The sequence below is a fragment of the Streptomyces sp. NPDC005195 genome (assembly GCF_040608315.1).
GTDB classification, from domain to species: Bacteria; Actinomycetota; Actinomycetes; order Streptomycetales; family Streptomycetaceae; genus Streptomyces; species Streptomyces kaempferi.
This window is the reverse complement of the sequence record NZ_JBEXHZ010000053.1, coordinates 1-26,633: the sequence shown is the minus strand read 5'-3', so window position 1 is coordinate 26,633 and position 26,633 is coordinate 1. Positions and strand designations below refer to the sequence as shown.

Annotated in this window: 15 protein-coding genes and 1 pseudogene; 10 read left to right on the top strand and 6 right to left on the bottom strand. The window is 69.4% G+C overall.

Going from position 1 to position 26,633, the window contains the following annotated elements:
• The first annotated feature begins 280 nt into the window (after positions 1-280).
• Entirely contained in the window at positions 281-673 is a 393-nt protein-coding gene (locus tag ABZV34_RS31415) for a hypothetical protein (protein ID WP_356284093.1), read from the top strand.
• A 58-nt stretch (positions 674-731) separates the two neighbouring features.
• Here the strand turns inward: ABZV34_RS31415 and ABZV34_RS31410 are convergent, their stop codons facing one another.
• Positions 732-1,055: an antibiotic biosynthesis monooxygenase gene (locus tag ABZV34_RS31410; protein ID WP_356284090.1), complete on the bottom strand. Its 324-nt coding sequence runs from the start codon at positions 1,053-1,055 to the stop codon at positions 732-734.
• A 2-nt stretch (positions 1,056-1,057) separates the two neighbouring features.
• Positions 1,058-1,444: a VOC family protein gene (locus tag ABZV34_RS31405; protein ID WP_356284087.1), complete on the bottom strand. Its 387-nt coding sequence runs from the start codon at positions 1,442-1,444 to the stop codon at positions 1,058-1,060.
• A gap of 63 nt (positions 1,445-1,507) precedes the next feature.
• Here ABZV34_RS31405 and ABZV34_RS31400 point away from each other — a divergent pair, with 63 nt between their 5' ends.
• Positions 1,508-2,473 carry a YafY family protein gene (locus ABZV34_RS31400; protein WP_356284084.1) on the top strand — a complete coding sequence of 322 codons (966 nt, stop codon included), beginning with the start codon at positions 1,508-1,510 and terminating at the stop codon, positions 2,471-2,473.
• Between the two features lie 15 nt (positions 2,474-2,488).
• Here the strand turns inward: ABZV34_RS31400 and ABZV34_RS31395 are convergent, their stop codons facing one another.
• The 3 genes from ABZV34_RS31395 to ABZV34_RS31385 all read right to left on the bottom strand — a co-directional run bounded on the left by ABZV34_RS31395 (position 2,489) and on the right by ABZV34_RS31385 (position 5,067).
• Positions 2,489-2,980 (bottom strand): GNAT family N-acetyltransferase, encoded by a 492-nt coding sequence (locus tag ABZV34_RS31395; RefSeq protein WP_356284081.1) that lies wholly within the window; start codon positions 2,978-2,980, stop codon positions 2,489-2,491.
• A gap of 362 nt (positions 2,981-3,342) precedes the next feature.
• Positions 3,343-3,927: an HD domain-containing protein gene (locus tag ABZV34_RS31390; RefSeq protein ID WP_356284078.1), complete on the bottom strand. Its 585-nt coding sequence runs from the start codon at positions 3,925-3,927 to the stop codon at positions 3,343-3,345.
• Positions 3,928-3,939: 12 nt separating this feature from the next.
• Positions 3,940-5,067, bottom strand: coding sequence for a helix-turn-helix transcriptional regulator (locus ABZV34_RS31385; RefSeq protein ID WP_356284124.1), 1,128 nt, complete (start codon positions 5,065-5,067; stop codon positions 3,940-3,942).
• Between the two features lie 262 nt (positions 5,068-5,329).
• On the opposite strand from ABZV34_RS31385, the gene ABZV34_RS31380 reads away from it, so the two are divergent.
• Positions 5,330-5,731, top strand: coding sequence for a hypothetical protein (locus tag ABZV34_RS31380; protein ID WP_356284076.1), 402 nt, complete (start codon positions 5,330-5,332; stop codon positions 5,729-5,731).
• A complete protein-coding gene (locus ABZV34_RS31375; RefSeq protein WP_356284073.1) occupies positions 5,731-6,135 on the top strand; it encodes an ATP-binding protein in 405 nt (134 codons plus the stop codon). The genes ABZV34_RS31380 and ABZV34_RS31375 overlap by 1 nt, the downstream gene beginning before the upstream one ends.
• A gap of 885 nt (positions 6,136-7,020) precedes the next feature.
• Here ABZV34_RS31375 and ABZV34_RS31370 read toward each other — a convergent pair.
• Positions 7,021-7,113, bottom strand: a pseudogene (locus ABZV34_RS31370) (IS6 family transposase); the annotation flags it as partial.
• A 656-nt stretch (positions 7,114-7,769) separates the two neighbouring features.
• On the opposite strand from ABZV34_RS31370, the gene pglW reads away from it, so the two are divergent.
• The 6 genes from pglW (at position 7,770) to ABZV34_RS31340 (ending at position 26,280) form a co-directional block, all read left to right on the top strand.
• On the top strand, positions 7,770-12,227 hold the full coding sequence (pglW, locus tag ABZV34_RS31365) for a BREX system serine/threonine kinase PglW (RefSeq protein WP_356284070.1): 4,458 nt from the start codon (positions 7,770-7,772) through the stop codon (positions 12,225-12,227).
• 84 nt (positions 12,228-12,311) lie between these two features.
• Entirely contained in the window at positions 12,312-16,082 is a 3,771-nt protein-coding gene (pglX, locus tag ABZV34_RS31360) for a BREX-2 system adenine-specific DNA-methyltransferase PglX (protein ID WP_356284067.1), read from the top strand.
• Between the two features lie 24 nt (positions 16,083-16,106).
• Positions 16,107-20,003 carry a PglY protein gene (locus ABZV34_RS31355; RefSeq protein WP_356284064.1) on the top strand — a complete coding sequence of 1,299 codons (3,897 nt, stop codon included), beginning with the start codon at positions 16,107-16,109 and terminating at the stop codon, positions 20,001-20,003.
• On the top strand, positions 20,000-22,789 hold the full coding sequence (pglZ, locus tag ABZV34_RS31350) for a BREX-2 system phosphatase PglZ (RefSeq protein ID WP_356284061.1): 2,790 nt from the start codon (positions 20,000-20,002) through the stop codon (positions 22,787-22,789). The genes ABZV34_RS31355 and pglZ overlap by 4 nt, the downstream gene beginning before the upstream one ends.
• Positions 22,790-24,124, top strand: coding sequence for a BREX system ATP-binding protein BrxD (brxD, locus tag ABZV34_RS31345; RefSeq protein WP_356284058.1), 1,335 nt, complete (start codon positions 22,790-22,792; stop codon positions 24,122-24,124).
• The gene (locus tag ABZV34_RS31340; RefSeq protein ID WP_356284055.1) at positions 24,121-26,280 is read left to right on the top strand and encodes a DEAD/DEAH box helicase; all 2,160 of its coding nucleotides are present in this window, start codon (positions 24,121-24,123) and stop codon (positions 26,278-26,280) included. The genes brxD and ABZV34_RS31340 overlap by 4 nt, the downstream gene beginning before the upstream one ends.
• The last annotated feature ends 353 nt before the right edge of the window (positions 26,281-26,633 follow it).

Genomic DNA, 26,633 nt, shown 5'->3' with positions numbered 1-26,633 from the left:
ACGGGATGCTTCACCTCGGGGCGCAAAATACGCGTGAGTGTTGGTGTCCGCGCTCCTTCCACCCGGCCCGCAGACTTGTGGATCTTTACCATGAACGCTGGCAGTCGGAGACAACATATTTTTCGATCAAGGCGACCATGCTGGACGGCCGGGTCCTGCGCTCCCGCTGTCTGACCGGCCTCGACCAGGAGGTCTACGCCCTTGACGGCCACCCTCCCCGCCAACTGGGACGCCTCGTGATGCGCGCATCCCTCCCTCAGCGTTCGTCTACGCCGAGGGCGTGCGCGAGCACATCGAGGCCGCGCGCAAGGCCCAAACCGGAGACAAGGTTCGGGAGCGCAAGACCGGTGCCGCCGCCAGCCCGGCGAGCATGGCGACCGACCTGGAACTCGCTCGCGCCGACCTCCGGGCCCTGCGGGAGGAGAGGGACCAGCTCAAAGCCGCAGTCCAGCGCGGCCTCGGACAGCAGGTCGGACAGGCAGGACACGCTGAACTCGTCTCCCGCATCAACGAACTCACCTCGGCCAACCAGGCACTTGCCGACAAGCTGGCCCGCGCCGAAGCCGACCGGGACGGCCTGCGGTCCGCGCTCACCGAGAGCCAGGACGACCTGATCTCCGCCCGGCAGGCCCTGCGGAACATGATGCGTGACCACAACCGCCCCGGCGAGTGACAGCGCGATGCCGGGCGGCGAGGGCCTCCGGTCGGGATTCCAGCGCAGGCCCCGTTCGTCAGAGTTGGCCGTCGGCAGGGAGGCCGACCCCGCCCAGAACGGTGAGGTCCGTGCGGTGCGGTGGGGCCGACAGCAGGGCGAGGACGTCGGCGGGGGCCGGACCGTCAGCGGGCGGCGGAGCAGCGAGGGCGGCCTGCGCGCTGGCGTCGTCCTGCCAGACCTCGGTGACGTGCACCATGTCCGGGTCTGCTCCGTCCTGGCTGATCAGGTAGATCTCGCAGCCCGGGAAGCCGCGAAGCCTCTCCGCCACCCTCAGCAGGACGGTCGCGAGTTCGCCACCCCTACCGGGGTGCGCGGTCATGGTCATCAATCGGCCGATCATGTTCAGACCAGAGTGGAGATGCAGAACGGGTGGCCGACGGGGTCCAGCAGGACCCTCCACCGATCGGGCTGGGGCTGGGTCGGGGGCTCGACAGCACCCAGGGCCAGCAGGTGAGCCTGCGCGGAGTCCAGGTCGTCGACGCCCAGATCGATGTGAGCCTGCTTCTCCTGAGAGGGGTCGGGCCAGGTGGGACGTCGGTAGTCGGCCAGCCGGTTGAACCCCAGTCCGGCCGAGCCCTCTTGGCCGAGCAGGACGAAGTCGTCAGTGGAGTAGACGACGGGCAGGCCGAGGGCGTCGCCATAGAAGCGGGCCAGTGCGGCGGGGTCCGGGCAGTCGAACGTGACGGCCGCGTAGCGGATCGCGGGAGCGGATGTGTTTCCAGTACTCATGGGAGAGACGCTATGACGGGACCAGGACAGATTCGGTCCTGGTCATGCGGGACACTTCACGATGTGATCAGCACATCCGCCCGCCTGCTGCGACTGGTCTCACTGCTGTCCGCACGCCCGCTGTGGACCTGCGGTGAACTCGCCGAGCGGATGGCGGTCACCGAGCGCACGGTGCGGCGGGACGTCGCCAGGCTCCGGGAACTCGGCTACGGAATCGATTCCGACCCAGGGCCGTGGGGCGGCTACCGCCTCGGCGGCGGCACCCGAATTCCGCCACTCGTCCTCGACGACGAAGAGGCACTCGCCGTGGCTGTCGGGCTGCGGGAGGCCGCGCTCAGCGGCGTTCTCGGCAGCGACCAGGCCGCGCTGTCGGCGCTGCTGAAACTGCGGCAGGTCCTGCCGCCGCGGATCGCGGGCCGGCTGGGCGAGATGGATGAGGCATTCGTGCACACACCCCGGCCCGACGAGCCGCAGATCGCGCCCGGCATGCTGCTGGAACTGGCCACCGCGTGCCGCAGGGGCGAGCGCACCCGCCTGTCATACCGCGACCGTGAGGGCAAGGCCACGGTCCGGGACGTCGATCCGTACCGCCTCGTGCACACGGGACGCCGCTGGTACTTCGTCGCCCGGGACGTGACGCGGGGCGAGTGGCGGACATTCCGGGCCGACAGGGTCGGGCAGATACGGCCGACCGGGCATGCAGTGGAACTCGTCGACTCGCCCGACCCAGCGCTGCTGGTCTCCCGCTCCATCGCGAGCGGCGCCTACCCGCTCTACGTGACGATCCGCCTCCCGCTGCCTATGAACCAGGCCCTGAGGCTGATCCCGCCGACGGTCGGCACCCACCACTCGGAAGGCCCCGACGCCACGATTGTCGACATCGGCGGCCCCGACGCGGACGGGCTCGCCAAGTACCTCCTCACCCTGGGTACACCGCTGCGGGTCCTGTCGCCGGACGATGTGCGGGAAGCGCTGTTGCGCCGTGCCCGAGAACTGTTCGAGGACAACGTGAACAGTCAGCTCCAATAGAGGCACGTTGGGCAGTCACGAGTCCAAATTGTGGTACATGACATGCAGGCCGACCGGACCCAGCGCTGGATGCCAGAACGCGCCGGGAACGGTGCCGATCATGGCGAACCCGAGACGCTCATACAGCCTGACTGCCGGTGCGTTAGAGGCCGCGACAGCGTTGAACTGCACGCCAGCGAACCCGCGACTCCGTGCCCAGTCCAGCAGATACTCGCCCAACGCTTGGCCAACACCTCGACCGCGTGCTTCTGGCGCGACCATGAAGTTTCCGCTGGCGATGTGCGAACCCGGGCCTGGCCGGTTGGGGTACATGTTGGAGGTGCCGATTATGCGGTGCCCCTCGACGGCCACTACGACGTGCCCTGGCGGCGGTACCACCCACCCGTCGCGCGCCTGCACCTCAGTTTGTAGCGGGTCGTAGCAGAAGGTGTCCCCTTTGCGGATGATCTGCTCGATGATCGGCCAGATCTGCGGCCAATCAGACTCCTCAAACGTTCGAATCTCCATCGGCGCGAGACTAACCAACGGTGAGGGGCTTGCCCCACCGGTTATTTCCAGCTGCGGCGCCGGTCGTGTTCATCCGGGGCCTTTGCGTCGAAGGCCGGGAAGGCGGCGGCGCCGGCGAAGCCGTAAGCGAACTGCACCACCAACCAATCGGCCGCCGACCTCCACCAGTTCCAGGCCGGGGAAGTCTGAGCTGTACTGGGATTTGAGGAGGCCTTGATGCCAGGGTTACGGCCCGGGCGGGCTCTCGCTGTGCACCTGGTGTTTTGCCGCGCAGCGGGAGAAGTGGGGCAGCGGGGTGCGGTTCACCAGCACCCGCGCGGGTAGTCCGGCCTTGCCCGAGGTGGGCAAGGCCGGACCGCGCGTCAGCCCTGCTTCTCGCCGAGCGCCGAGCGCAGCCAGTCGAGCGAGCCGGTTTCCAGGACCGCGTCCGCCAGGGCGTTCCCCGCCTTGGTGACGATGCGGCCGCGGCTGTTGTCGATCCAGCGCTGTGCGTTCGCGTAGCCCTGGGCCTTGTACTCGATGCCCTGGATCATGCACTCCAATTTGTCTGCGTCGCGGGCGCAGATCGCCTCCGGGGAGTCCTTGGCTTCGTACTCGGCGACCAGCTCGGTGAGGGCGTCGGCCAGGATGCCCGGCATGCCGGCGACCTGGTCCGCGGTGATGTCGCGAGGGTCGGCCTCCCCGGCCGTGTACTTCTTGCCGAGGTGGTTCACGTCACCGGTGCGCGTCTCTCCGGTGTCGTGCCACACGGCGAGGAACGCCGCCCGCGCCGGGTCCGCGCCTTCGAGCTTGGCAATGATCGTCGCGATCAGCGCAGTGCGCCAGGAGTGCTCTGCCACTGTCTCGGGCTGGCGTACACCCGCCATCCACCACCCGGTGCGAGCGGTGTGCTTGAGCGTCCCCGCCTCGTACAGGAAGTTCGCCACTGCTGACAGGTCCTCTGTCACCTCGGACTCCTCTCACGCCTCGGAGAGGCGGATTGCGTACTGGATGCTCTCCAGCTCCCGGCGAGCGCGCGCCGACAGCTCCCGGCTATCCAACATCACAGTGAGGCGGTCGCGTAGAGCGCGGCCTGCTGCACCGGATCGCAGCAAGTTGGGGCGGATCTGGAGAAGAGACCACACGCTGTGGACGTTCAGGTCCACGTACCCGTGATGCGAGGCGAGGCCGGCAGCGAGGTGCGCGAGGAGCCGTTCGCCAGGCCATGGGCCGGGCGTGCGGCGCGCGATGAAGTCGTCGGACAACTCCAGGTGCGGGGTCTCCCCGAGCCAGTACGCCCAGTAGTTGAGGTTCGCGGCCTCGCCCGCCTCGTCACCTGTGAGGTCGTTGTCGATGAAGTAGTTCATGCGGTCGCGGTCGCCTTGCCGGGCGGCGACTGCCGCGACGGACCGGCCGTTGAGCCAGCGGGTGAGCCAGTCTTGGGGCCGCTCGAGGCTCTGCTGGTAGGCGAGCCATTCCGAGGTGTCGGCCTGGTTGTCGTATCCGGAGAGATAGAGGGCCTGGCGGCGGAGCAGGAACTGCTGCCGGCCACGGGCCTGCTCGGCCGTACGGCGCATGTGCCGGAAGAACGTGGCCCGGTCGCCCGACGGCAGCTCGGGCCCGGCGGGCGCGGGGCCTCGGCGCGGCCGGGGAGGCGAGGGGAGCTCACGTACGGGCTGAGGCGCCACGCCGTTGAGGGGCCAGGCCAGCACCTCGACCAGGTCGCGTTGCATCACCCAGGCCCCGAGCGGGCTCTCCTCGACTGCGGCCTCGTCGTCTAACGCGCTTGCCAGGAGCACATCCGCTTCCAGGGCGCGCTCAAGGGCTTGAAGGAGAGCGGGCGCGGTGCCCATCTGCATGAGCCGGTGGCGGTGCATGAGCATCTGCCCGGTAGGTACAGCGGTGAGGGGGCGGCGTCCGGTTTCCCAGCCGGCGATCGTGTCCGCGCTGACTTTTAAGAGCTCGGCCGCCTCTTCCTGAGTGCGCCTCTGCTGCTCTCGTATCACGCGAAATACGTAGCCCGAGATGACGCCCGAACGGGGGCGACTGGATGAACCCTGACTGCCGGTCAGGGTGGGTGACGAACTCGGCCGCATGACTGCCCCAATCCCGGTGACCGACGGCAACCTACCTGTACTCCTGGTCACTTCAGCAGCTGAGCGAGGGTTTCTACCGTCGTAGTCATCACCAGACGAGCCTAGTAGGGAGGCTCTCCGCATGTGCTCCGACGCTGAAGCCCGCACCCCGATGGAAGCGGCCCCCGGGGTGATGGTCCACCCCGGGCAAGACCGTGACCTGGCGGTGGAGCACTGGTTGTGCTGTGCCTCGCCGGAGCCGCAAGAGGCGCGTCAGGCCTGGCGGGATGAGGAAATGCCACTGCTGCGATGCGGCATCCTGTTCACCGCCGTCAGCCTCCCCGGCTACCTCATCCACAGTGCGGCTGGGAGCACGGAACCCGCCGAGGCGGACGCCTTCCTGGCCCAAGCCCTGGAGGGAGGCCCGGTCATCGCGTCGGGCGGCCTCATGCGGTACTGGGCGCTGGTGCCTCCCAGCGCCGTCGACGGGTGGACGGACCCGGCCAGCGAGTGCCTCACACCCGGGACCTTCCTAGGGGTGCCACCTATCCACCGGAAAACGCACCAGCCGGGCCTGTCCTACTGGTCGGTGGCCATGGACAGCCCAGCCGTCCTCTGCTCTACGGGTATCGTCAGCCGGCTGTCCCGGATGGGGCAGACACGCCACCGCGCCCAGTTCGAGCGTGAGGGCGCCTGATGAGCAGAGCCCGCCTCGCCGGCGCACCGGTCATGAGTGAGGTGCTGCCGCGCGAGCTGAAGTCCGTTCCCGTCGCGCGTTACGTCGTCCGCGACATCCTCGAACACTGGGATCTGCCCGAGCTCGCCGAGGACGCGGAAACCGTGATCTCCGAGCTCGCCACCAACGCCATCCTCCACGCTCGAATGGCCGCGATCCGCATAACCGTCACCCGCGTCGACGAGCGCACCGTGCGCCTGGCCGTCATCGACAGAAGCCGCGTCCTGCCTGTGCTCCGGTCACCGGACGCACATGACGTGCACGGGCGCGGCATGGGAATCGTGGATGCACTCACCAGGTGCTGGGGCACGGACCGTCTCCCGTGGGGGAAGCGCGTGTGGGCCGAGCTGCGGGACCAGCGGTGAGGGGCGGCTACGGACGCCGATGGCGCAGAGGGGCGCAGATACCGCCCCAGCTTCCCCGGCCGGCCAGGTCCTCTACACGCTTTGCGTCGCCGCGCTCCTTGCCGCACTCATCTACGGCATCGCCACGAGGTAGCAGCCACCCCGCCCGCCACTCCCCACGACGAGGACCCTCATGAAATCTCACCCTTCCGGCGGCAACCGCACCCCCGTACAGGTTGTAGCGATCAGCATCGGCGCCTCCGGCATCCGGGCCCGCGCTGACGGACGTACGGGGCGCGAGGCCTGGCGGATTATCCGGCAGCGGCACCCCAGGGCGGTCTGGGCCGCCGCGGCGTACGCCACTGTCTTGGTGCTCGTAGCTTTACTGGGGGTCACGTCCCTGTTCTGACCTTCCTGGTTTTGGCTCCCGCCCTTGGCCGGGCGTGGCACCGGTCCCCAGCCCGGACCCGCAGCCTCCCCTGTCTGGTCCCCGGCCAGGGGCGGGAACCACGTCCCGGCTGGCCCCCCGTGGGGGAGTGACGGCAGTCCGGGACAACGGGCCCCGGCCGTCACCGAGACCGGCGGTCGGGGCCCGGGCCCCTCACTTTCCGCCCCGGCCGAACGGAGCGGACCACCCCGACGGGAGACCTCATGCACTCACTGATCACGAGCCCGTTCCTGGAACAGCACATGCTCGTACGGCCGGGAAGCCGCGGCGGAGCCCTCCTGCCCGCGCCCCGCTACGAGGAGCTACCCGCCCTCGACCCCACCGAGCCGGCCCCAGCCTGGCTCGCGGACACCGTCCGGGACCAGTGGGACGACCTGGACGTGACGGGCCGCCCTGCGGGTGAGTACCTGCTCGTCCGGAAGCCGTCCGCCTGGGGCTACTCAAAGGCCAGCTGGGAAGCTGAGCGGGAACCGGAAGTACAGCCACACGCAGCGCGAGATGACCTCGACGGGGTACCGGTGCCCCTTGTACGACAGCGACGCGGCCCCCACGGACAACCCCCTCCGGCACGACTAACCCGAAGATCATCCCACCCGGGTCAGCCAACGTGACAGCACCACTGCGGACCTCGGTACGTCGCTCCGAGCAGGAGGACACCAGTGCGGGAGGGCTGAGCACCGACGAGCGAGGGGTGAACGCGGGCCGTTACAGGGGGATGTGAAACTGCCGTCCCCCAGTCGTGACCGGACGTGTGTGGCGGCAGAGGTGGGCGCGATCCGCTCTCCTGGATGAGGGCGTTGGGGATGCCCGAGCGTTGTCGTAGTTCGAGTTGAAGGAAGCGGCTTCGACGCACGCGCCGTTGCCTTTGTTGCCTGTCAGGCAAGATCACAGTTCTGGCACGGATGTCGATTATGTGTAGGGCGCATGGGTAATCTGTGTCCTCACCCGGTTCCTTCGTGTTGCGTCGTGCCGGTGCGGGCCAAGAGGGGGCTGCCATGGGGGATATCCCTTACGTCCTGCCGGACGAGTATCGAAGTGACCTGTGATCAGAGTGTTCTGAGCCAGCTTCATGTGAAGATATGGTGACTGTCTGATGTTCACTTCGGAACCGAGTCTGTGCGGACCCTCGCAAGCGGGCTTTTTGAAGAGCACGATGCCCTGTGTCAGGGCGGAACCCACAGGACGATGAAAGGCGTGGTGAACGTCGGTGGCGGCAGCCCGCGGGTCGGCATCCCCTCATCCGAAGCCGGCACCCAAGCCCGCCCCGCCCAAGGTGCAGCGTTGGCACCAGACCCGTACCTCTCCGTTTCCCTGGGAGCAGGATGCGCTTGACCACATCAAGCGGCTCATGCCGCAGACGGAGCCGTATCGCGCTTGGGCGACCTTCTCCTTCACAGCCTCCTCCGGTCGGGTCAACGAGTGCGACCTGTTCATCGCTGTGCCTCGTGGCCTGTACCTGGTTGAGCTGAAGGCGCACCCCGGGCGCCTGGTCAACAGTGGAAGTACCTGGTCCTTCCACGGCGGCGACAAGACCCGCACCATCTCCAATCCGCTGCACCTGACGGATCTGAAGTCCAAGGAACTCAAGGGCCAGTTGGAGTGGGCCGCCCGCAAGCTCTACCCGCGTCTGCGTATTCCGCGCGTCGAGCCGGCTGTCTTCCTGTCCGACCCCGGACTAGCCAGTGAACTCGACGACGTCCAGCGCATCCGTGTCTACGGGCGTGACGGCACCGCCAGCGGCCTGCCCGGCATCTGGCAGGGCCTGCTGGGCACGCCCCCGCAGCGCGAGGAACACCGCATCACCGCAGACTTCGCCCGCCATCTCGACGAGCTGATGCGCAAGATCGGTGTGAGGGCCTCCACCGCGCACCTCGACTTCGGCGAGTGGCGCATGGCGCCGCGCCCCCTGGACGCTGGCGCCACCTGGGAGGACCGCCTCGCCAAGCGTGAGGGCCTAGTCCATGAGGAGGCCCGGGTCCGTGTCTACCTGGTGGAACTGCAGGCTACTGAGACGGCACGCCGCTCCACCGAGCGGGCCGCGCTGCGCGAGTACCAGGTGCTCCAGGGCATCGCGCACCCTGGCATCGCTCAGGCCGTCGACTTCCGCGAACACCAGGGTGGCCCGGCCATCCTCTTCCGCCACCGCGATGACGACCTGCGGCTGGACGACTACCTCGCCGCGCACGGGGCCCGGCTCAACGACGAGACCCGCCGCAACATGGTCCGCCAGCTCGCGGACGCGTTGCGCTACGCCCACCGCCGCAGCCTCTACCACCGTGCGCTGGCCGCACGCTCGATCTACGTCTCCGCCCGGCCCGACGGCGGGCAGCCGACCTTGCGTATCACCGACTGGCAGAGCGCTGCCCGCGACTTCGAGGTCACCTCGCTCAGGTCACTGGGCAATAGTCCGCTGGGCGAGGAGCACATCCAGGACGCTGCCGAGGTCTACCTCGCCCCCGGATTCGACGAGGAGTACGCCGACCCGGTCGAGCTGGACGTCTTCGGCCTGGGCACGGTCGCCTATCTCATTCTCACCGGCACCGCTCCCGCAGCCCGCCGCAGCGAACTGATGGCCCGTCTGGGCGCCGATGGTGGCCTACACCCCTACGCGGTCAGCGACAGCATCGCCGCCTCCCTGGACGAACTCGTCTACCAGGCCACCCGCGCCGAGGCCGCCGACCGCCTGGATTCCGTCGACGCCTTCCTCAGGCAGCTCGACGCAGCCGAGCAGGACGTCAACTCCCAGGCTGCCGCGGCCGAGACCGACCCGCTCACCGCCACCCCTGGCCAGGCCCTCGACGCCGAGTGGAGCGTCGTACGCGTCCTGGGCAGCGGCGCCACGGCCCGCGCCCTGCTCGTTGAGGGTGACCCGGAGACAGGCGCAGGCCTCCCGCAGCCCCGGGTCCTCAAAGTCGCCCTGGACGCGGAGAAGGACTCCCGGCTGCACGCCGAGGCTGCGGCACTCAAGCAGGTCGGCGGCGGCCGCATCGTCCGGCTGCTGGATGGTCCGCGCACCCTGGCCGGACGCACCGTCCTCGAGCTGGAGTACGCCGGCGAGCAGTCCCTCGCCCAGCGACTGCGCGGCCAGGGCCGCCTGACCTACGACGACCTGGAGAGCTTCGGCGAAGACCTCTTCAAGGCACTGGAGGAACTCACTGCCAAGGGCGTCCGCCACCGCGACCTCAAACCCGAAAACCTCGGCGTCCAGCACGGCGCGGACGGCCGCGAGCACCTCATGCTGTTCGACTTCTCCCTGGCCGACGTCCCCGACCGCGACCTGCGGGCAGGCACCAAGGGATACCTGGACCCCTTCCTCGACCACGGACACCGCCGCGAGTACGACGACTACGCCGAGCACTACGCCGCTGCCGTCACCCTGCACGAGATGGCCAGCGGCGAGCGCCCGGTCTGGGGCGACGGAACCGGCGACCCGCGCACGACCAGCGACCAGTACCCGGCGCTCGCCGAGGACCTGTTCGAACCAGGCCTGCGCGAGGGCCTGACCGCCTTCTTCGCCCGCGCTCTGCACCGCGACACCGCCCGCCGCTTCGACTCGCTCAAGCAGATGAGCGCGGCCTGGCGCGACCTGTTCACCCGCGCCGACGCCGTCCCGCCCGCCACCACCCCCGCCACAGCCACCGCCGACGCCGCGACCCTCCAGGAGATCCGCGACACTGCGGCGCTGGCCGCCGAAACGAAGACGGAACTGATAGCCGCCGGGCTGTCCCCGCGGGCCGTTTCCGTCGCCGCCGACCTGGGCGCAAGCACGGTCGGCGAGCTGGTGGCGCTTCAGCCGCACCGCTTCTCCCAAGCACGTGGCGCCGGTGTACTCATCCGCAACGAGCTCAAGCGCCGCCACAAGCAGTGGACGGCGGCGCTGCGCAGCAAGCCCGCAGCGGGGGCGGCAGGTGCGGGCAAGGCCGTCCACTCCGCGAACCCCTCCGGCAAGAGGGCCGCTGCGGCCGCCGAGACCGATGCGGAAGTCATCGACCAGCTGACCGCACGAGGGTCCGTCGATCAGCTCGCAGCGCTGCTCGCCCCCGGGCCCTCCCGCGCCAACTCCAACAAGCCCGAGGTCATCCGCGCGACCCTCGGCCTGCCCGGCGACGGAACCGAACCCGATCCCTGGGACGGACAGCTCGCCCCCTGGCCCACCCAGGTCGCCATCGCCGGCGCCCTGAAGACCGCCCAGCCCACCGTCTCCCGGCACCACGTCGCCGCCATCAAGGAATGGGCGCAGACAGGATGGCTGCAGCACATACGCAATGAACTCGTCGCCGTACTGGAGGCGGACGGGCGGGTGATGACCGCCCAGGAACTCGCCCTCGAACTGCGCGTCCGACACGGCGCGGGCGCCGACACCCCCGTCCGGACGCTGGCCAAGTCCCGCGCCGTTGTCCGTGCCGCCGTGGAAGCCGAAGCACTGCCCGACGGACGAGACGAGGAACACCAGCCGCGCCTTGCCGTGCTGCGCCGCGGAGAGCGGGTACTCGTCGCCCTGGAGTCACTTCCGGGATCGGATGCACCCAGCGCCCCCGACCTGGCCGACTACGCCGCCAGGTTGAGCGTGAAGGCCGATGAACTGGCAGCGTCCGACCCCCTCCCCGGACGGGCCTCGGTCGTACGCGACCTGCGCGCCCTCCCCACGCCCGAGGGCATGGCACCGCTCGCCGAGACCCGTCTCGTCGCCCTCGCCGCAGCGGCGGCGACGAAGGCGGCAGCGTCGCCCAGACTGGAGCTCTACCCGCGCGACCTCAGCCTCGACCGCGCACTGCGCATCTCCCAAGCCCCGGCAGGGGTCCGACGAGACCTCGGCATCACGGTCGACGACCTGCTCGCCAAGGTGCGCTACCGCTTCCCGGAACTGGACTTCGGCGCACCCACACACATCACGGTCGAGGACGCCCTCAAAAAGGCCGACTTCCCACTGGAGTACGACACCGCCGCGCACTGCTTCCGGCCGCCCGCACCCTCCGTGAACGGAACCCAGCTGCGCAGCGGCATGTCGACGGGCACGGTCACCGCCGCCGGCAACGCCGCGATGGGCGCGGCAGCCGCCGGCCGCGACCCCGACGCGCTGCTGAGGGGGAAGTTGCGGGGCGCGGTCGAGCGCGGCGGCTTCGTGACCCTCAACGTGCATCTCAAGTACCTGGCGGGTGCTGCGGAGGCGGTGGCCGGGGCCTTCCCGGTGGTGCCGGTGAACCTCGCGCAGGTGTTCCTGACGGAGTTCCGCGCACTGGCGGGCGAACGCGGGACGGACTGGTCGAAGGTGCTCGGCGCGGATACCACCTACACGCGCTCGGGCGAACTGCCCGCAGGCCTGCGTTCGTACGTGTCGCGGGTGTGGCCCCGGGTCGCCGAGCGGATCGCGGAGACCGCTCAGGCACGGCAAGGCGCGGTGCTGTTCGTGCACACGGCCGGGCTGTTTGGGCGCTACTGGGAGGCGGGCGGCCGCGAGACGCTCGTCGGCCTGCAGAACGCCGCACGCAGGGGCGGGGCGAGCCCGCACGGGCTGTGGCTGCTGTGCCCGTCGGAATCCCCACGCGGAGTCTCCCACCTGGACCGGCGCACGGTGGAAGTGCTGGGGGAGGCCGAACGCGTAGTGCTGGAGCGTTCATTCCTCGAAGAGTTGAGGGCCGCGCAGGCGCAACCGCAGGTCGGTTAAAAAGGCCGCCTCCGGGGGGAGGCGGCGCTGGGGTTGGTAAGCCAATCGGTATAGGGGAGGGGCGGGCGAGTGTCCGGGCGTGGCGTGAACCAGACGGAACTGCTGAAGGACCTGCGCAAGCAGGTGAAGACGCTGGAGGACGACCTTCGCGAACGAAGCGAGGCCGTGGCCGAGTACAAGGCCAAGCTGGAGGCCGAATACACGCACGCACGCGAGGCCAAACGCACCGCGGCGACGTACGGAGCGTGGCGCGACGAGCGCATCACGCAGGTCGCAGCGGCGTGGGTGCTGGCATGCGTGTTCGTCCGCTTCTGCGAGGACAACCGCCTGATCCCCGAACCTTTCCTGGCCGGCCCGAAAGAGCGTCTGAAGGACGCGGAGGACCGCGACACGGAGTTCTTCCGGCTCAACCCAGAGAAGAACGACCGTGACTGGCTGGTGCACGCATTCGAGTCGCTGGCGGCGACCAACCCGGCGGTGGCCGGACTGTTCGACCGTGCGCACAACCCGCTGTGGGAGCTGGCACCGTCGTACGAGGCCGCGAGCGCGTTGCTGAAGTTCTGGCGCCGTCGCGGCCCGGACGGCGAGATCGTGCACGACTTCACTGACGAGCCGGTGGTGGGGGCCGACGGCGTCATCGAGCACGAAGGGTGGAGCACCCGGTTCCTCGGCGACCTGTACCAGGACCTGAGCGAGCACGCACGGAAGACGTACGCGCTGCTGCAGACGCCTGAGTTCGTTGAGGAGTTCATCCTCGACCTGACGCTGGAGCCGGCGGTCCGGGAGTTCGGGCTTGATCCGGATACGGTCGTCGGCGATGACGGTGAGATACGCAAGGGCCTGCGGACGATCGACCCGGCGTGCGGATCTGGGCACTTCCTGCTGGGGCTGTTCAAGCGGCTGCTGGCGAAGTGGAAGGCCGCCGAGCCGGGTACGGATGCGTGGGAGCTGATCCGACGCACGTCGGAGTCCGTGCACGGCTGCGACAAGAACCCGTTTGCGGTGTCGATCGCCCGCTTCCGGCTGCTGATCGCCGCGCTGCAGGCAGGCGGCGCGAAGCGACTCGACCAGGCTCCCACCTTTCCGATCAACGTGGCAGCAGGCGATTCGCTGCTGCACGGGCGGGGTGCCGCCGGCATCCAGGGCGACCTGCTGTCGGACGGCAAGGCGTTCGCGTACCAGACGGAAGACGTCAAGGAGTATGCGGAGCGGTGCGACCTGCTGGGGGTCTCCACGTACCACGTCGTGGTCGGTAACCCGCCATACATTACGGTCAAGGACAAGCAGGAAAACGAGAACTACCGGGCCTATAAGTCTTGCTCGGGAAAATACGCTCTGTCCGTACCGTTCGCCGAGCGGCTGTTCCAGTTGGCCGTCCGAACGAGTGGTCCGGATCGGGCGGCAGGGTATGTCGGGCAGATCACAGCAAATTCCTTCATGAAGCGGGAATTCGGCAAGAAGCTAATCGAAGAGTTCTTCGTCAGCGACCGGGTGGGTGTGCACCTAACGCACATCATCGACACGTCGGGGGCATACATCCCGGGGCATGGGACTCCGACTGTGATCCTGGTGGGGCGGAACCACATTCCTAGGCAGGCAGAGCCAGTGCGCGCGGTGCTCGGCGTACGGGGCGAGCCGTCCCAGCCGCAGGACGCTGCTACTGGGCTTGTGTGGTCGGCGATAGTCCAGCAGGTGACCAAGGCGGGCAGTGAATCGGAGTGGATCAGTGTGGAGGACGCTGATCGGACCCACTTTGCGGCGCACCCCTGGTCACTCAGCGGAGGCGGCGCTGGTGACGTGTTCGATCACATTGACACCGACGGCCGCTCACGCCTGAGGCCGCGGCTCAAGCGGGTCGGATTCTATGGGGTGATGGGTTCCGACGAGGTTATGACTGCACCATCTCGGGTCTTTGACCGCGCTCATGTCGAGGGGGCCTACCACCTGTCCCTGACGATCGGGGACGAGGTGCGCGACTGGGACGTTGAGGTGGGCGACCACGCGTTCCATCCCTATGACGGGTCACGCAACCTCATCGATCTGGACGCCATCCCGGGGCACGGTAAGCGGATCTGGGCCTTTCGTACTGATCTGGGTAACCGAGCAACTTTCACTAAGGGCACTTACTTCAGAGACGGGCGCCCTTGGTATGAGTGGCATCAGCTACCCAAGGACGACGGAGCACACGCATGGTCGATCGCGTTCGCGTTTGTGGCTACGCACAACAACTTCGTGTTGGACCGGGGCGGGAAGGTGTTCAAACAGTCCGCGCCGGTGATCAAGTTGCCGGAGGGGGCGGGGGAGGATCAACACCTGGAGTTGTTGGGGGTGCTCAACTCGTCCACGGCGTGCTTCTGGCTGAAGCAGCTGTGTCAGGCCAAGGGCGGCGATCCCATCGGTCAGGACGGTGCGCGTGTAAGCGCTGAGCCGTGGTCCGATCGGTACGAATTCACCGGAACTAAACTCCAAGAGTTCCCCCTCCCTGCGAACCTTCCCCTTGCCCTCGGAGGTGCTCTCGATAGCGCGGCACAGGATCTGGCCATGCACGAGCCTTCTGCTGTCTGCGCCTCCGGCGCGACGCCGACCCGTGGCGCGCTTGATGCCGCCCATGACGCGAACGCCGCTACTCGTGAGCGGATGATTGCACTGCAGGAGGAGCTCGACTGGGAGGTCTACGGTGCTTACGGTCTGGTCCAGTTGAGCGAGGCCGACGATCAGTGCCTCACCGCCCCCGACTTCGACGCGCTCCCGACCGTGAAGCTCGGTGAGCGCGCGTTCGAGATCGTGCTCGCGCGTAAGGTCGCTGCCGGGGAGCTGGAAACGGCGTGGTTCAGTCGCCACCGGTCCACGCCCATCACCGAGATCCCGTCCCACTGGCCTGACTGGTATCGCGCCATCGTCCAGAACCGCATCGACGTGATCGAGAAGCGCAAGGACATCGCGCTGATCGAGCGGCCCGAGTGTAAGCGCCGCTGGGCGTCTGAGCCGTGGGAGAAGCGGGAGAAGGAAGCTCTGCGTACCTGGCTGCTCGACCGGGCCGAGGACCGGCGTCTGTGGTTCACGTTGCGCGACGGCTTCGAGCAGCCGCGTCCGCTGACGATCAGTCAGCTTGCCGATGAACTCGCCAAGCTCGACCCGGACGTGTCCGCTGTCGCCGCGCTCTACGCCGCCGACCACCTCGGCAAGCGCGACATGCCGCTCGAAGCCGTCCTGGCCGAAGCCCTCGACGCCGAGCACGTCCCTTACCTGGCCGCCCTCCGCTACAAGGACACCGGCCTGCGCAAGCGCGCCCAGTGGGAGGAGGTCTGGGACCTCCAGCGCGAAGAGGACGCGACCGGCGAGCGCCTGAACATTCCCGTCCCGCCGAAGTACGCCTCCGTCGACTTCGCCAAGACCTCCTACTGGGCCAACCGAGGCAAGCTCGACGTCCCCAAGGAGCGGTTCGTCTCCTACCCGGATGCCAGCCCTGACGCCGACCCCACCCTCCTGCTCGGCTGGGCCGGTTGGGACCACCGCGACCAGGCCCAGGCGCTGGTTAACCTCGTCAAGGACCGTACGTCCCAGCTGAGTTGGGACAACGCCCGGATCACGCCGCTGTTGGCCGGCCTCGCCGAGCTGATGCCGTGGGTGCGCCAATGGTTCGGGACCGACGACCACGAGTGGGGCGGCAACGCCGCTGAGGAGTTCGGCACGTTCCTGGATACCGAGCGCACCAAGCGGGGCCTGACCGCCGAGCAGCTCGCGTCCTGGCGTCCGGCGCCGAAGACCCGAGGCCGCAAGGCCGCCGGCACCGCCACCCCCCGTACAGCCAAGAAGACCGAAGCCGTTGCCGCCGCCGACACCCCGACGGCCTGAGCGGGAAGAGGGAGACCACCGCCCATGAGTTCCTCCAGTGACGCCCTCTACCTCAAGGACGTCCTCAATCTGCCGCAGTCCGTCCTCGCGGGTGACTTCAAGGTCGAGTTGTCGGGCGGCTTCGGCGAGTCCGGGCAGCGCGTGCGCGAGTACGTGGTCACCGACCAGCTCGAGCAGGCGTTCCGCAAGTCGTTGGGCATCGTCAAGGCGGCGGTCCGCGACGACACCTCGCACGCCGCCTACCTGCACGGCTCGTTCGGTTCCGGTAAGAGCCACTTCCTGACCGTCCTCCACGCGATCCTCAACGACAGCGCGGCCGTTGCCCGCGAGAAGCCGAAGCTGCAGGTGGTCATCGCGGATCACGCCGACTGGCTGGCCCAGGAGGGGACGAAGAAGCGGTTCCTGATGGTGCCCTACCACCTGGTCGGTGCGGCATCACTCGACTCGGCGCTGCTGGGCGGCTACGTCGCGGCCGTCCGGCGGCTGCATCCGGGCGCGCCCGTGCCGCCTGTCTACCGGGCGGACGCGGCACTCGCGGACGCCCGCCGGCAGCGCGTCTTCCTCGCAGATGACGCGAAGTTCATCCAGTGGCTCGGCGACCCGTCCGGCCCGAATGCGGCCGCCCAGAGCACGGTGGCCAGCGGAGAGGACCTGGAGGACCTCGACGTCCTGGATGCTCCCGCCGCCGGCTGGACCTCCGCGAGCCTGGACGCCGCCTTTGCCGCCGCTCCCGGTGACACACTGCGTGACGCGCTGATCTCCGCGCTGATCTCGGACTCCGGCCCCATGGCGTCCTACGCCCGGGGCGCGCAGGGTGACAAGAACGCGTTCCTGCCCCTGGAGAACGGCCTCGCCGTCATCAGCCGGCATGCGCAGAGCCTCGGCTACGACGGGCTCGTCCTCTTCCTCGACGAGCTGATCCTGTGGCTGCAGGCGCACCTCACCGAGAAGGCGATGGTCAATGACGAGGTCAGCAAACTCGTCAAGCTGATCGAGTCAGGCGACACCGACCGGCCGGTCCCGATCGTGTCGTTCATCTCCCGGCAGCGTGACCTGTCGCAGCTGGTCGGCTCGGATGTGGTCGGCGCGGATGTGAAAAACCTCGAGCAGCAGGTCGGCTACCTCGCCGGGCGCTTCGACGTGGTGAGCCTGGAGGACCGCAACCTCCCCGCGATCATCAAGGAACGTGTGCTGCAGCCCAAGGACGACGCCGCCCGCGCCGCTCTCAGCACCGCGTTTTCCGCCGTTGAGTCCTCCGACGCCGCCGTCCGCGAGGTGCTTCTTGACGCCGCCGGGGCGACTCGCGCGGACTGGGCGGACTTCAAGGAGCTCTACCCGCTCTCGCCCGTCCTCCTCAACACCCTCGTCGCCCTGTCCGGGGCGCTGCAGCGCGAGCGCACCGGTCTCAAGCTCATCCAGGAGATGCTCTACCGCCGCCGCGAGGACATGAAGCTCGGCGACCTGATACCCCTGGGTGACCTGTGGGACGTGCTGGCAGACGGTATGGGGGAGGCGTTCACCGACCGGCTGCGCGCCCAGTCGGAGGCTGCGATCCGCTTCCACACCAAGGTCCAGGCCTACCTCCTGCAGAAGTACGGCTCCACCGAGGACCCCGGCTACCGCGCGGATGACCGCTTTGTGAAGACCCTCCTGCTGGGCTTCCTCTCTCCGGAGGTCCCCGCCCTGGCCCGCCTGACCGGCGGACGCCTGGCCGCGCTCAACCACGGCTCGCTGCGGTCGCGTGCGGTGACGCCGGGCGAGCTGGCGGTGCGCCGGCTGCGGGAGTTGCAGGCGGAGTTCCCCGGTGAGCTGCGCAGCGACGGCAACGACGCCGACCCGGTGTTCACCCTGCACCTGTCCGACCTGGACGTCGAGCCGATCCTTGATGCGGTCGGCGAGAAGGACAACGTCGGGCAGCGCCGCATCTGGGTCAAGGAGCGGCTGTGGGAGGCGCTGGGCGTCCGCGACACGGGCGCGTTCGTGTGCGAGCACGAGGTGGTGTGGCGCGGCACCAAGCGCGTCGCCGAGTTCGTCTTCGAAAACGTCAAGGAACCGGCGACCATGCCGACGACGCAGTTCGCGCCCAGCGTCGAGGGCCGTGTCCGCTTCGTCGTCGACTACCCGTTCGATGAGAGTGACGGGCATCCCAGCGACGACACGGCGCGTATCCAGCGCCTTAGGCAGGAGGGTTTTGAGGCTCCCACGATCGTCTGGCTGCCGTTCTTCTTCTCCCCGCAGCGCTCCGCGCAGCTCGGCCGGCTGCTGAAGATCCAGTACCTGCTGGAGCGGGACCGGCTGGCCAACTACGCCGCCCACCTGCCCTCCGATGACCAGGTCCGGGTCAAGCACCAGCTCGAGGCCCAGCGCGACACGCTCACCAGCCAGCTCACCGACGTGCTGCGCCAGCTGTATGGGATCGCGCACCTGGACGACACCAACGTCGGCGCGGAGACACCGGACGGCCTGCACGTCTACTCCCTCTACCCCGGACACACCCCGCAGCTCCAAGGCGGCGCGCCCTTCGAGTACAACATGGCCAAGCTCGCTGATGGGCTGTTTGCTGCGCACTACCCCAAGCACCCCGACTTCGACCCGCAGGAGACCCGCAAGGCCGTCACGGTCGGCGAGCTGAAGAGTGTCTACGGGTGGATCGCGCGGGCGATGGAGGACGGGTCGCGTCGTGTCGTCGTGGACAGCAAGCAGCTGGCGCTGGTCAAGCGGATCGTGCACCCACTGGAGTTGGGGGAGGTCCACGACGGGCCGCTGAATGTGGGCACCGAGTGGCGCCGCCGCATCGAGCAGCATGCCACCGCTCACGGCGTCAGTGGCGACTACGAGGTGGAGGACATCCGACGCTGGATCACCGAGCTGGGCTGGACCGGCCTGGACAAGGCGGTCAGCAACCTGCTGATCGCCGTGTACGCGCTGGTCGCGGACCGTTCCTGGGTCTACAACGGTGCCTCGGCCGCGGCCCCCGAGTTGGACCGCATCGGCACCGGATGGGCGCTGCGCGCCCAAGAGCTGCCCAGCGAGGAGGAGTTCACCGCCGCGCACGAGCGCGCAGCCGCGCTGTTCGGCCAGAGCGTGCCCCGGGTGCGCTATGCCCGCAACGTCAACGACCTCGCAGCCAAGGTCCGGGCCAAGGCGCAGGGCTGGGAGGCCGCGGTCAACGGGCTGCGGCGCTCGCTGGCCAACCACCGCACCGCACTCGGGCTGACGCAGGAGCCGACGGCCCGCGAGATGTCGGTGCACGACGCCGCCGACCTGATCGCCCGCCTGGTCCGGCACAAGGACGCGACCGCGTTGGTGCGGGAGTTGTCCGCGCTCAGCTACACCACCGCGGACGACGCTCTGGCCAAGACCATGTCCTCGGCGCAGCCGACCTTGGATGCGCTGGATCGCGTCAAGTGGCAGCTGCTGCAGAGCGTGCGCGGCCTGACCAGCCGGGGCGACGGCCTCGCGGACCGCGCGGACCGGCTGCTGGCTGAGATCGCAGAGACGGCCGCAGCCGTGGAGCACGAGCGGGAGCTGGCCCCGGTGCTGAACGGGGCCGAGAGCTGGGCCGTGGACATCATCAGCGAGTCCGGGCGGCTCAACGCAGCCGCCGCACCGACGCCCGCACCGGCACCCGCAGAAGCTCCCGTCCCAGCCCCCAGGGACGCAGACCAGGTCAGCCTGACCGAGCACGGCCAGCCCCCGCTGCCCGCCCAGGCACAGGCGGCGCCCCTCACGCCCGCCATGCCCGCAACTGCCCCCGCCCGGCGCCGTCGGCTGGTCATCGCGACCGGCCCCGGCAGCCTCGAATCCGGCCTCGCTCAGGCCCTGGCCGAACTCACCCAGCAGATCCGCTCCCATGCCGTGGCCAACCCCGGCACCGAGATCGAGATCGGCTGGAAGGAAGTGGAAGGCGGTACGTCATGACCCAGGCGACCACCGGGGCCGCGGTCCCCGAGATCGACCAGCGTGCCGTCGAAGCACTCCTGTGGACCGCGCTCCCGCACGCCAAAGGCCACCGGCTGGTGCTGGTGCACGGCCGCTACCGCGAGGGCGCACCCGGCGCGTTCACCACTCGCCTCGTCAAGGACCTGGCGCAGGACGGCGAGCCGGAGCAGCGCCGGGTCCACGTCAGCCACCAGTCCTCGGTGCTCGGCATCGTGGACGCATGGCAAAACCACCTCGCCCAGCACCCCGACGGCAGCGGTGGTGACGTCCTCGTCGTCACCACGGACGCTCCCGACACCCGCCCGATGCCGCTGGACCTGCGCGGGCAGGCCATCGGCCGCTCCCTGCTCACGGTAGACCGCGTCGAGATCGTCAAGCAGCGCTTCGGCGCAGTCGACGTCGACCCGCGCATACGCCGTCAACTCTGGCTCGCCGACGCATTGCTGGCCGCAGAGCCGCCTGGCGGGTGGCCTCCGGTAGGTTCCGTGCTGACCCTGGACGCCGCCATGCGCGCTCTCGTGCACGCCCGGATCGGCCTGGGCGACGGCGTGTCCACCGACGCGGTGCCGCTTGATGCGGAGGCTCTGCTCACCTGGTCCCGCACCCCCGGCGGGCCGGCCCGCTTCGCCACGCTGCAGCCCGAGGAGCGAGCCGGGCTGATCGACTGGCTGGAGAGCGCGGTGGGCGATTCTGCGCCGCTGCTGCTGGCCCTGGTGCAGGACGGGCGCGGCGACGATGCGATGGCGCTGGGTGTCGTCTCTGCCGCTCTCACCGGGCCGAAGACCACAGCGGACGCGGCCCTGGCAGTGGGGGCACTGTTCGGCTCCGGCCCCTTCCGACCGGACGTGCTGCGCCACTACACCCGCGCCGTGGAGGGCGTCCTCGCCCGATGGATCACCCAGGCCACGGCGGGCGGACCGCGCAGCGCCGAGGCACGCACCCGGGTTTTGGAGGTCCTGGAACAGGCCGACCGCCTGGCGGATCGGGCGGGTCTGCGCGAGGCCCTCGCCGACAGCAGCTTCCTCCCCTCCGGCTTCCGCGCCCGGCTGCGGGCACTGGCCACCACCCTCACGCCGCGCCCCGACCAGCGGGCCGTCACGGCCGCCGAGGCCGCCCTTCACCAGGTGCGCAGCCACCACCTTGCGAACCTGCTCTTCCCCGAGCAGGTGCAACTCGCCGAGATGGCCGTACGCCTCGAACGCTGGCTGACGGCCCCACAGCCCGCCCTCGCGTCCGGCTCCGGTGCGGTGGGCGCCGCGGTCAGGGCTCACCTCGGCGACTGGGGCTGGGCCGACCGCGCCCTGAACCGGCTGTGGGCCGGAGACGGGGCGATGGACCCGCACGTCAACGAGGCCTACCGGGTCGTCCACGAGGCGGCCAGGGCCCGCCGAGACCACCTGGACCGCCAATTCGCCAAGGCGCTGGCCATCTGGACGCAGCACGCCACCACCAGCCAACCCGAGGGGGCGGTGGTCGTCGAGGACGTGCTGCGGCACATCGCCGCACCCCTCGCTGCACAAAGGCCCCCGCTGATCCTGCTCCTCGACGGCATGTCCAGTGCGGTCGCCGCCCAGCTCGGGGAGGAGCTGGGCGCGCCGCGCTGGACCGAGGCCGCCCCCGAGGCAGGCCGGCGGGCCGCCGCCGTCGCCGCGATCCCTTCCATCACCACCGTCAGCCGCGCCACACTGCTCACCGGCGGCTTGGTGACGGGCGGCCAAAGCGTCGAGAAGGACGGCTTCGCGGCGTTTTGGCGCAGGCGGCGGCACGAGGCAGTGCTGTTCCACAAGGCCGACCTGCCCGGCCCGGCCGGGCACCGACTCGCCCCCGAGATCGTCACCGCCATCGCAGGCGACGGCGTCGTCGGCGTGGTCCTCAACACCATCGACGACGCGCTCGACCACGGCCAGGAGAGCTCCAAGGGCGACTGGACGGTAGGCAGCGTCCGCTACCTGTCCGAGCTACTGGACGCAGCCCGCGGCCAAGGCCGCCCCGTGATGCTGGTCGCCGATCACGGACACGTCCTGGACCGCACCACCGAAGGGCCGCTGACCGCGCAGGGCGTGGAGTCGGCACGTTGGCGCATCGGCCTTCCCAACGAGCAGCCCGGCGACGACGAGGTCCACCTGGCCGGCCCGCGCGTGCTGGAGGGCGGCGGCAGCATCACCGCGCTGTGGCGGGAGGAGAAGCGCTACACCCCCCGCAAGGCCGGCTACCACGGCGGCGCGGCCCTGGCGGAAATGACCGTGCCGGTGCTGGTGCTGCTGCCCTCAGCGGAAACCCTGCCACCCGGCTGGGCGGTGCTCTCCCCGGAGGCCGTCACCCCGCCGTGGTGGCACGACGCGAGCCGCACAGGAGCCACCGCCGCACCGCAGCCCGCCCCCGCATCCCGACCGGCCGCGAGGAAGACGGCCGAGCCGGCCCGCCTCGACGACGCTCCCACACCCCTGAGTCTCGGCGCGAAGGTAGTGGACACCGGCGTGTACGCCGCACAGAAGCAGTTCGTCCGCAAGGGCCCTGAGAGGAAAGCCGTCGCCGCCGTCATCGACGCTCTCCTCGCGGCGGACGGTACGCTCTCGCTCGCCGCGGTCAGCGCAGCAGCCGCATCCTCCGGCGGACGAGCCCCGCGCAATGCGGAGTTCTTCGTCGCGGCACTGCAGCGACTCCTCAACGTCGAGGGCTACCCGGTCCTCGGCCTCATCGACGCGGGCGCGCGGGTCAAGCTCGACATCACACTGCTGAAGGACCAGTTCGGGGTGAAGGCGTAGATGAGTAATACGGTCTCGCCCGTCAGCGCGGCCCGTCGCCGCGAGGTCGTGGACGCCTTGCGGCGCGGCACCGTGCCGCAATCGGGCCTCGACCTGTTCGCCGTCGGCCTGGACCGCTTCGTGGCAGCCCTGGACGACGACGTGGCCACCGCGGCTCGGGGTGGCGCCGCCTTCCACGCCATCCGCGGCGAGTACGGCTCCGGCAAGACCTTCTTCGCCCGCTGGCTCGCCGAGCGCGCCAAGCGAGCAGGCCTTGCCACCGCCGAGATCCAGATCTCGGAGACCGAGACGCCCCTGCACAAGCTGGAGACCGTCTACCGCCGCCTCACCGAGCGCCTCACCACCGCCACCCATCCGCCGAGCGCGCTGCGTGCGGTGATCGACTCCTGGTTCTTCACCCTCGAAGAAGAAGTCCTCGATGCGGGCGAGATCGACGAGGACGACGCCGACGCGCTTGCCACCGCCGTGGACGCCCTCATGGAGCATCGTCTGGCCGACGTCGCCCGCACCACCCCCGCGTTCGCGGCCGCCCTGCGCGGCTACCACCAGGCCCGCGCCACAGGCGACGCGCCCACCGCCGAAGCGCTGATCGCCTGGCTCGGCGGCCAGAAGTCCGTCGCCTCCGCAGCCCGCCGCTTCGCTGGCGTGCGCGGCGACCTGGACCACTTCGCCGCCCTCGGATTCCTCCAGGGGCTGCTGACCGTCCTTCGCGACTGCGGCCAGCCAGGACTGCTCGTGGTCCTGGACGAGATCGAGACACTGCAGCGGGTCCGCAGCGATGTGCGAGAAAAAGCCCTCAACGCGCTACGGCAGCTCCTGGACGAGATCGACGCCGGACGCTTCCCCGGCCTGTTCCTCGTCATCACCGGGACCCCTGCCTTCTACGACGGGCAGCAGGGCATCCAGCGGCTGCCCCCGCTGGCGCAACGCCTGGCCACGGACTTCTCCACCGACCCGCGCTTCGACTCGCCGCGGGCCGTACAGCTGCGTCTGCCCGGCTTCGACCTGTCCCGGCTCGGCGAGCTCGGCCGCACCATCCGCGACCTCTACGCACAACAGGCCTCCCACCCCGAGCGGATCGCCCGAGCCGTGGACGACCAGTACATCGCCCAACTCGCCACAGCCGTCACCGGCGGACTCGGCGGCAACGTCGGCGTCGCACCCCGCCTGTTCCTACGCAAACTCGTAGCCGACGTCCTCGACCGTGTCGACGAGTTCGAGGATTTCGACCCTCGCAGGCACTATGCCCTCACCGTCTCCGCCACCGAGCTCAGCGAGGTCGAACGCAACGCCGCCGCATCGAGCGCCGACGACATCGAGCTGGAAATGCCGTGACCGACACCGCCTCCGACGACCCACTGCAGCGGCTCGACACCGTACTGCTGCACCACATCGTCAACACCCTCGGCTGGAAGTCCCTGCGCCCGCTCCAGCAGGAGGCCATCGACCCGCTGCTGTCCGGAACCGACACCGTGCTGCTCGCCCCCACCGCGGGCGGCAAGACCGAAGCCGCCACCTTCCCCCTGCTGTCCCGGATGGCCGCCGAAAACTGGACCGGCACATCCATCCTCTACGTATGTCCGCTCAAGGCGCTGCTCAACAACCTGCTGCCGCGGCTGGAGACCTACACCTCCTGGCTCGGCCGCACCGCCGCCCTGTGGCACGGCGATGTCACCCAGCCAAAGCGCAAGGCCATCCTGCGGCAGCGTCCGGACATTCTGCTGACCACGCCGGAGTCGCTGGAATCCATGCTGGTGAGCGTGAACGTGGACCACCACTCGTTCTTCCAAGGCCTGCGGACGATCGTGGTGGATGAGGTCCACGCCTTCGCCGGCGACGACCGCGGCTGGCACCTCCTCGCCGTCCTGGAACGTCTGCAGCGCGTTGTCGGACGACCCGTGCAGCGCGTGGGGCTGTCCGCCACCGTCGGCAACCCCGAGGAACTCCTGCACTGGCTCCAGGGCGCAGCCGCCGGAAGGCGACCCGCCAAGGTCATCGCCCCGCACCTGCACGCCCAGCCCGACACGCTCTCAGGCAAGGGGCCAGGCGCGCCCGCAGGGCCGCCACCCGGCGAGGTCCAACTCGACTACGTCGCCTCGCTCAGCAACGCCGCCACCGTCATCGCCGCCCTCCACCGCGGCGAGAAACGCCTGGTCTTCTGCGAATCCCGACGCCAAGTCGAGGAACTCGGGGAAAGCCTGCGCGCCAAGGGCATCACCACCTTCCTCTCCCACGCCTCCCTGTCCGTGGACGAGCGCCGCCGCGCCGAGGAAGCCTTCACCGACGCCCGCGACTGCGTCATCGTCTCCACCAGCACCCTCGAACTGGGCATCGACGTCGGCGACTTGGACCGCGTCATCCAGATCGACGCCCCGAGCAGCGTCGCCTCCTTCCTCCAGCGCATCGGACGCACCGGACGACGCCCCGGCTCCACCCGCAACTGCCTCTTCCTGGCGGTCGACGAAGGCGGTCTGCTCTGCGCCGCCGCCCTGCTGCTGCTGTGGTCTCGAGGCTGGGTCGAACCCGTCATACCCCCACCCGAGCCACGGCACATCGTCGCCCAGCAGATCCTCGCCCTGTGCCTGCAAGAACACCGCATCGGCGACAAACTCTGGCAGGAGTGGTGGGGCGGCCTCGCCCCCTTCGGCCCGGGCGCCGAGCCCATCGTGCGACACCTGGTGAGCGAGGGCTACCTCGATCAGGACGGCGGCATGCTGTTCATCGGCCCCGAGGCCGAACGCCGCTTCGGCCACCGGCACTTCATGAACCTCACCGCCGTCTTCACCGCCGCCCCCGAGTTCACCGTCCTCAACGGGCGCACCGAAATCGGCAAGACCGACCCGACTCTGCTCACCGAGGAGTGCGCCGGACCGCGACGCCTGCTCCTCGCCGGACGCAGCTGGCAGGTCACTTACATCGACTTCAACCGCAAACGCTGCTTCGTGGAACCCGTCGACGGCGGCGGCAAAGCCAAGTGGAACGGCGGCGGACTGCCCATGACCTCCTTCGACCTGACCCGCGCCGCCCGCGAGGTGCTTCTCGGCGAGGACCCACTGGTGACGCTCACCAAGCGCGCCCAAGGCGCCTTGGCGCAGCTGCGTGAGGAGAGCACAGAGACAGTCCACCCCGGCGGCAACCTGATCATCCGCGACGGCGCGGGCAAGGACCTGCGGTGGTGGACCTGGGCCGGCCACCGCGCCAACGTCACCCTGGCGGCCACCCTCGCCGGCATCGCGGACCCCCTCCAACGAGGCAACGACCTGTACGTGCGGCTGCGCTCCGACCTCACCCCGCAGATGTGGAAGGAAGCCAGTGTGGACGCCGCCGACCGACTCTGCCTCCCCGAAGTCGACCCTCGCGCACTGAACGGTCTCAAGTTCAGCGCTGCCCTGCCGCAACGCCTTGCAGAGGCGACCCTCGCCGCACGTCTCGCCGACCTCGATCATGCTGCCCGGGTTCTCACTGAGCCAGTGCGTTTCGTCGTTTTTTAGAGCATGAGTCGTTTCGGCGGGGAAGACGTGCGGTGGCGCCCGACGTTGGTCCGCGGCCAAGGAAGGGCGTGCCAGACAGCGCGGCGCTCTCCTGGGTCTTGGCGGAGAAGCATGCGGATGCACCTTCCGTTCTCATGACAGAAGGAGTTCTTGTTGACGAACGACCTGGCCGCAGCTCTTCGTTCCGGGACAGCCTCTGCGTATCCACCCCGGGGGGATATGCAGCTGTACCGGCTGAAGGCCGTTGTCACCTTCTCCTGAGGTTCCCCCGCTGTGCGAGAGGTGTTGATCAGCTGGTCAGGAGGGGTTGACGGGGTTTCAGGTTCGCTCGTTCGGCCGTTGCCCGCTCGGCG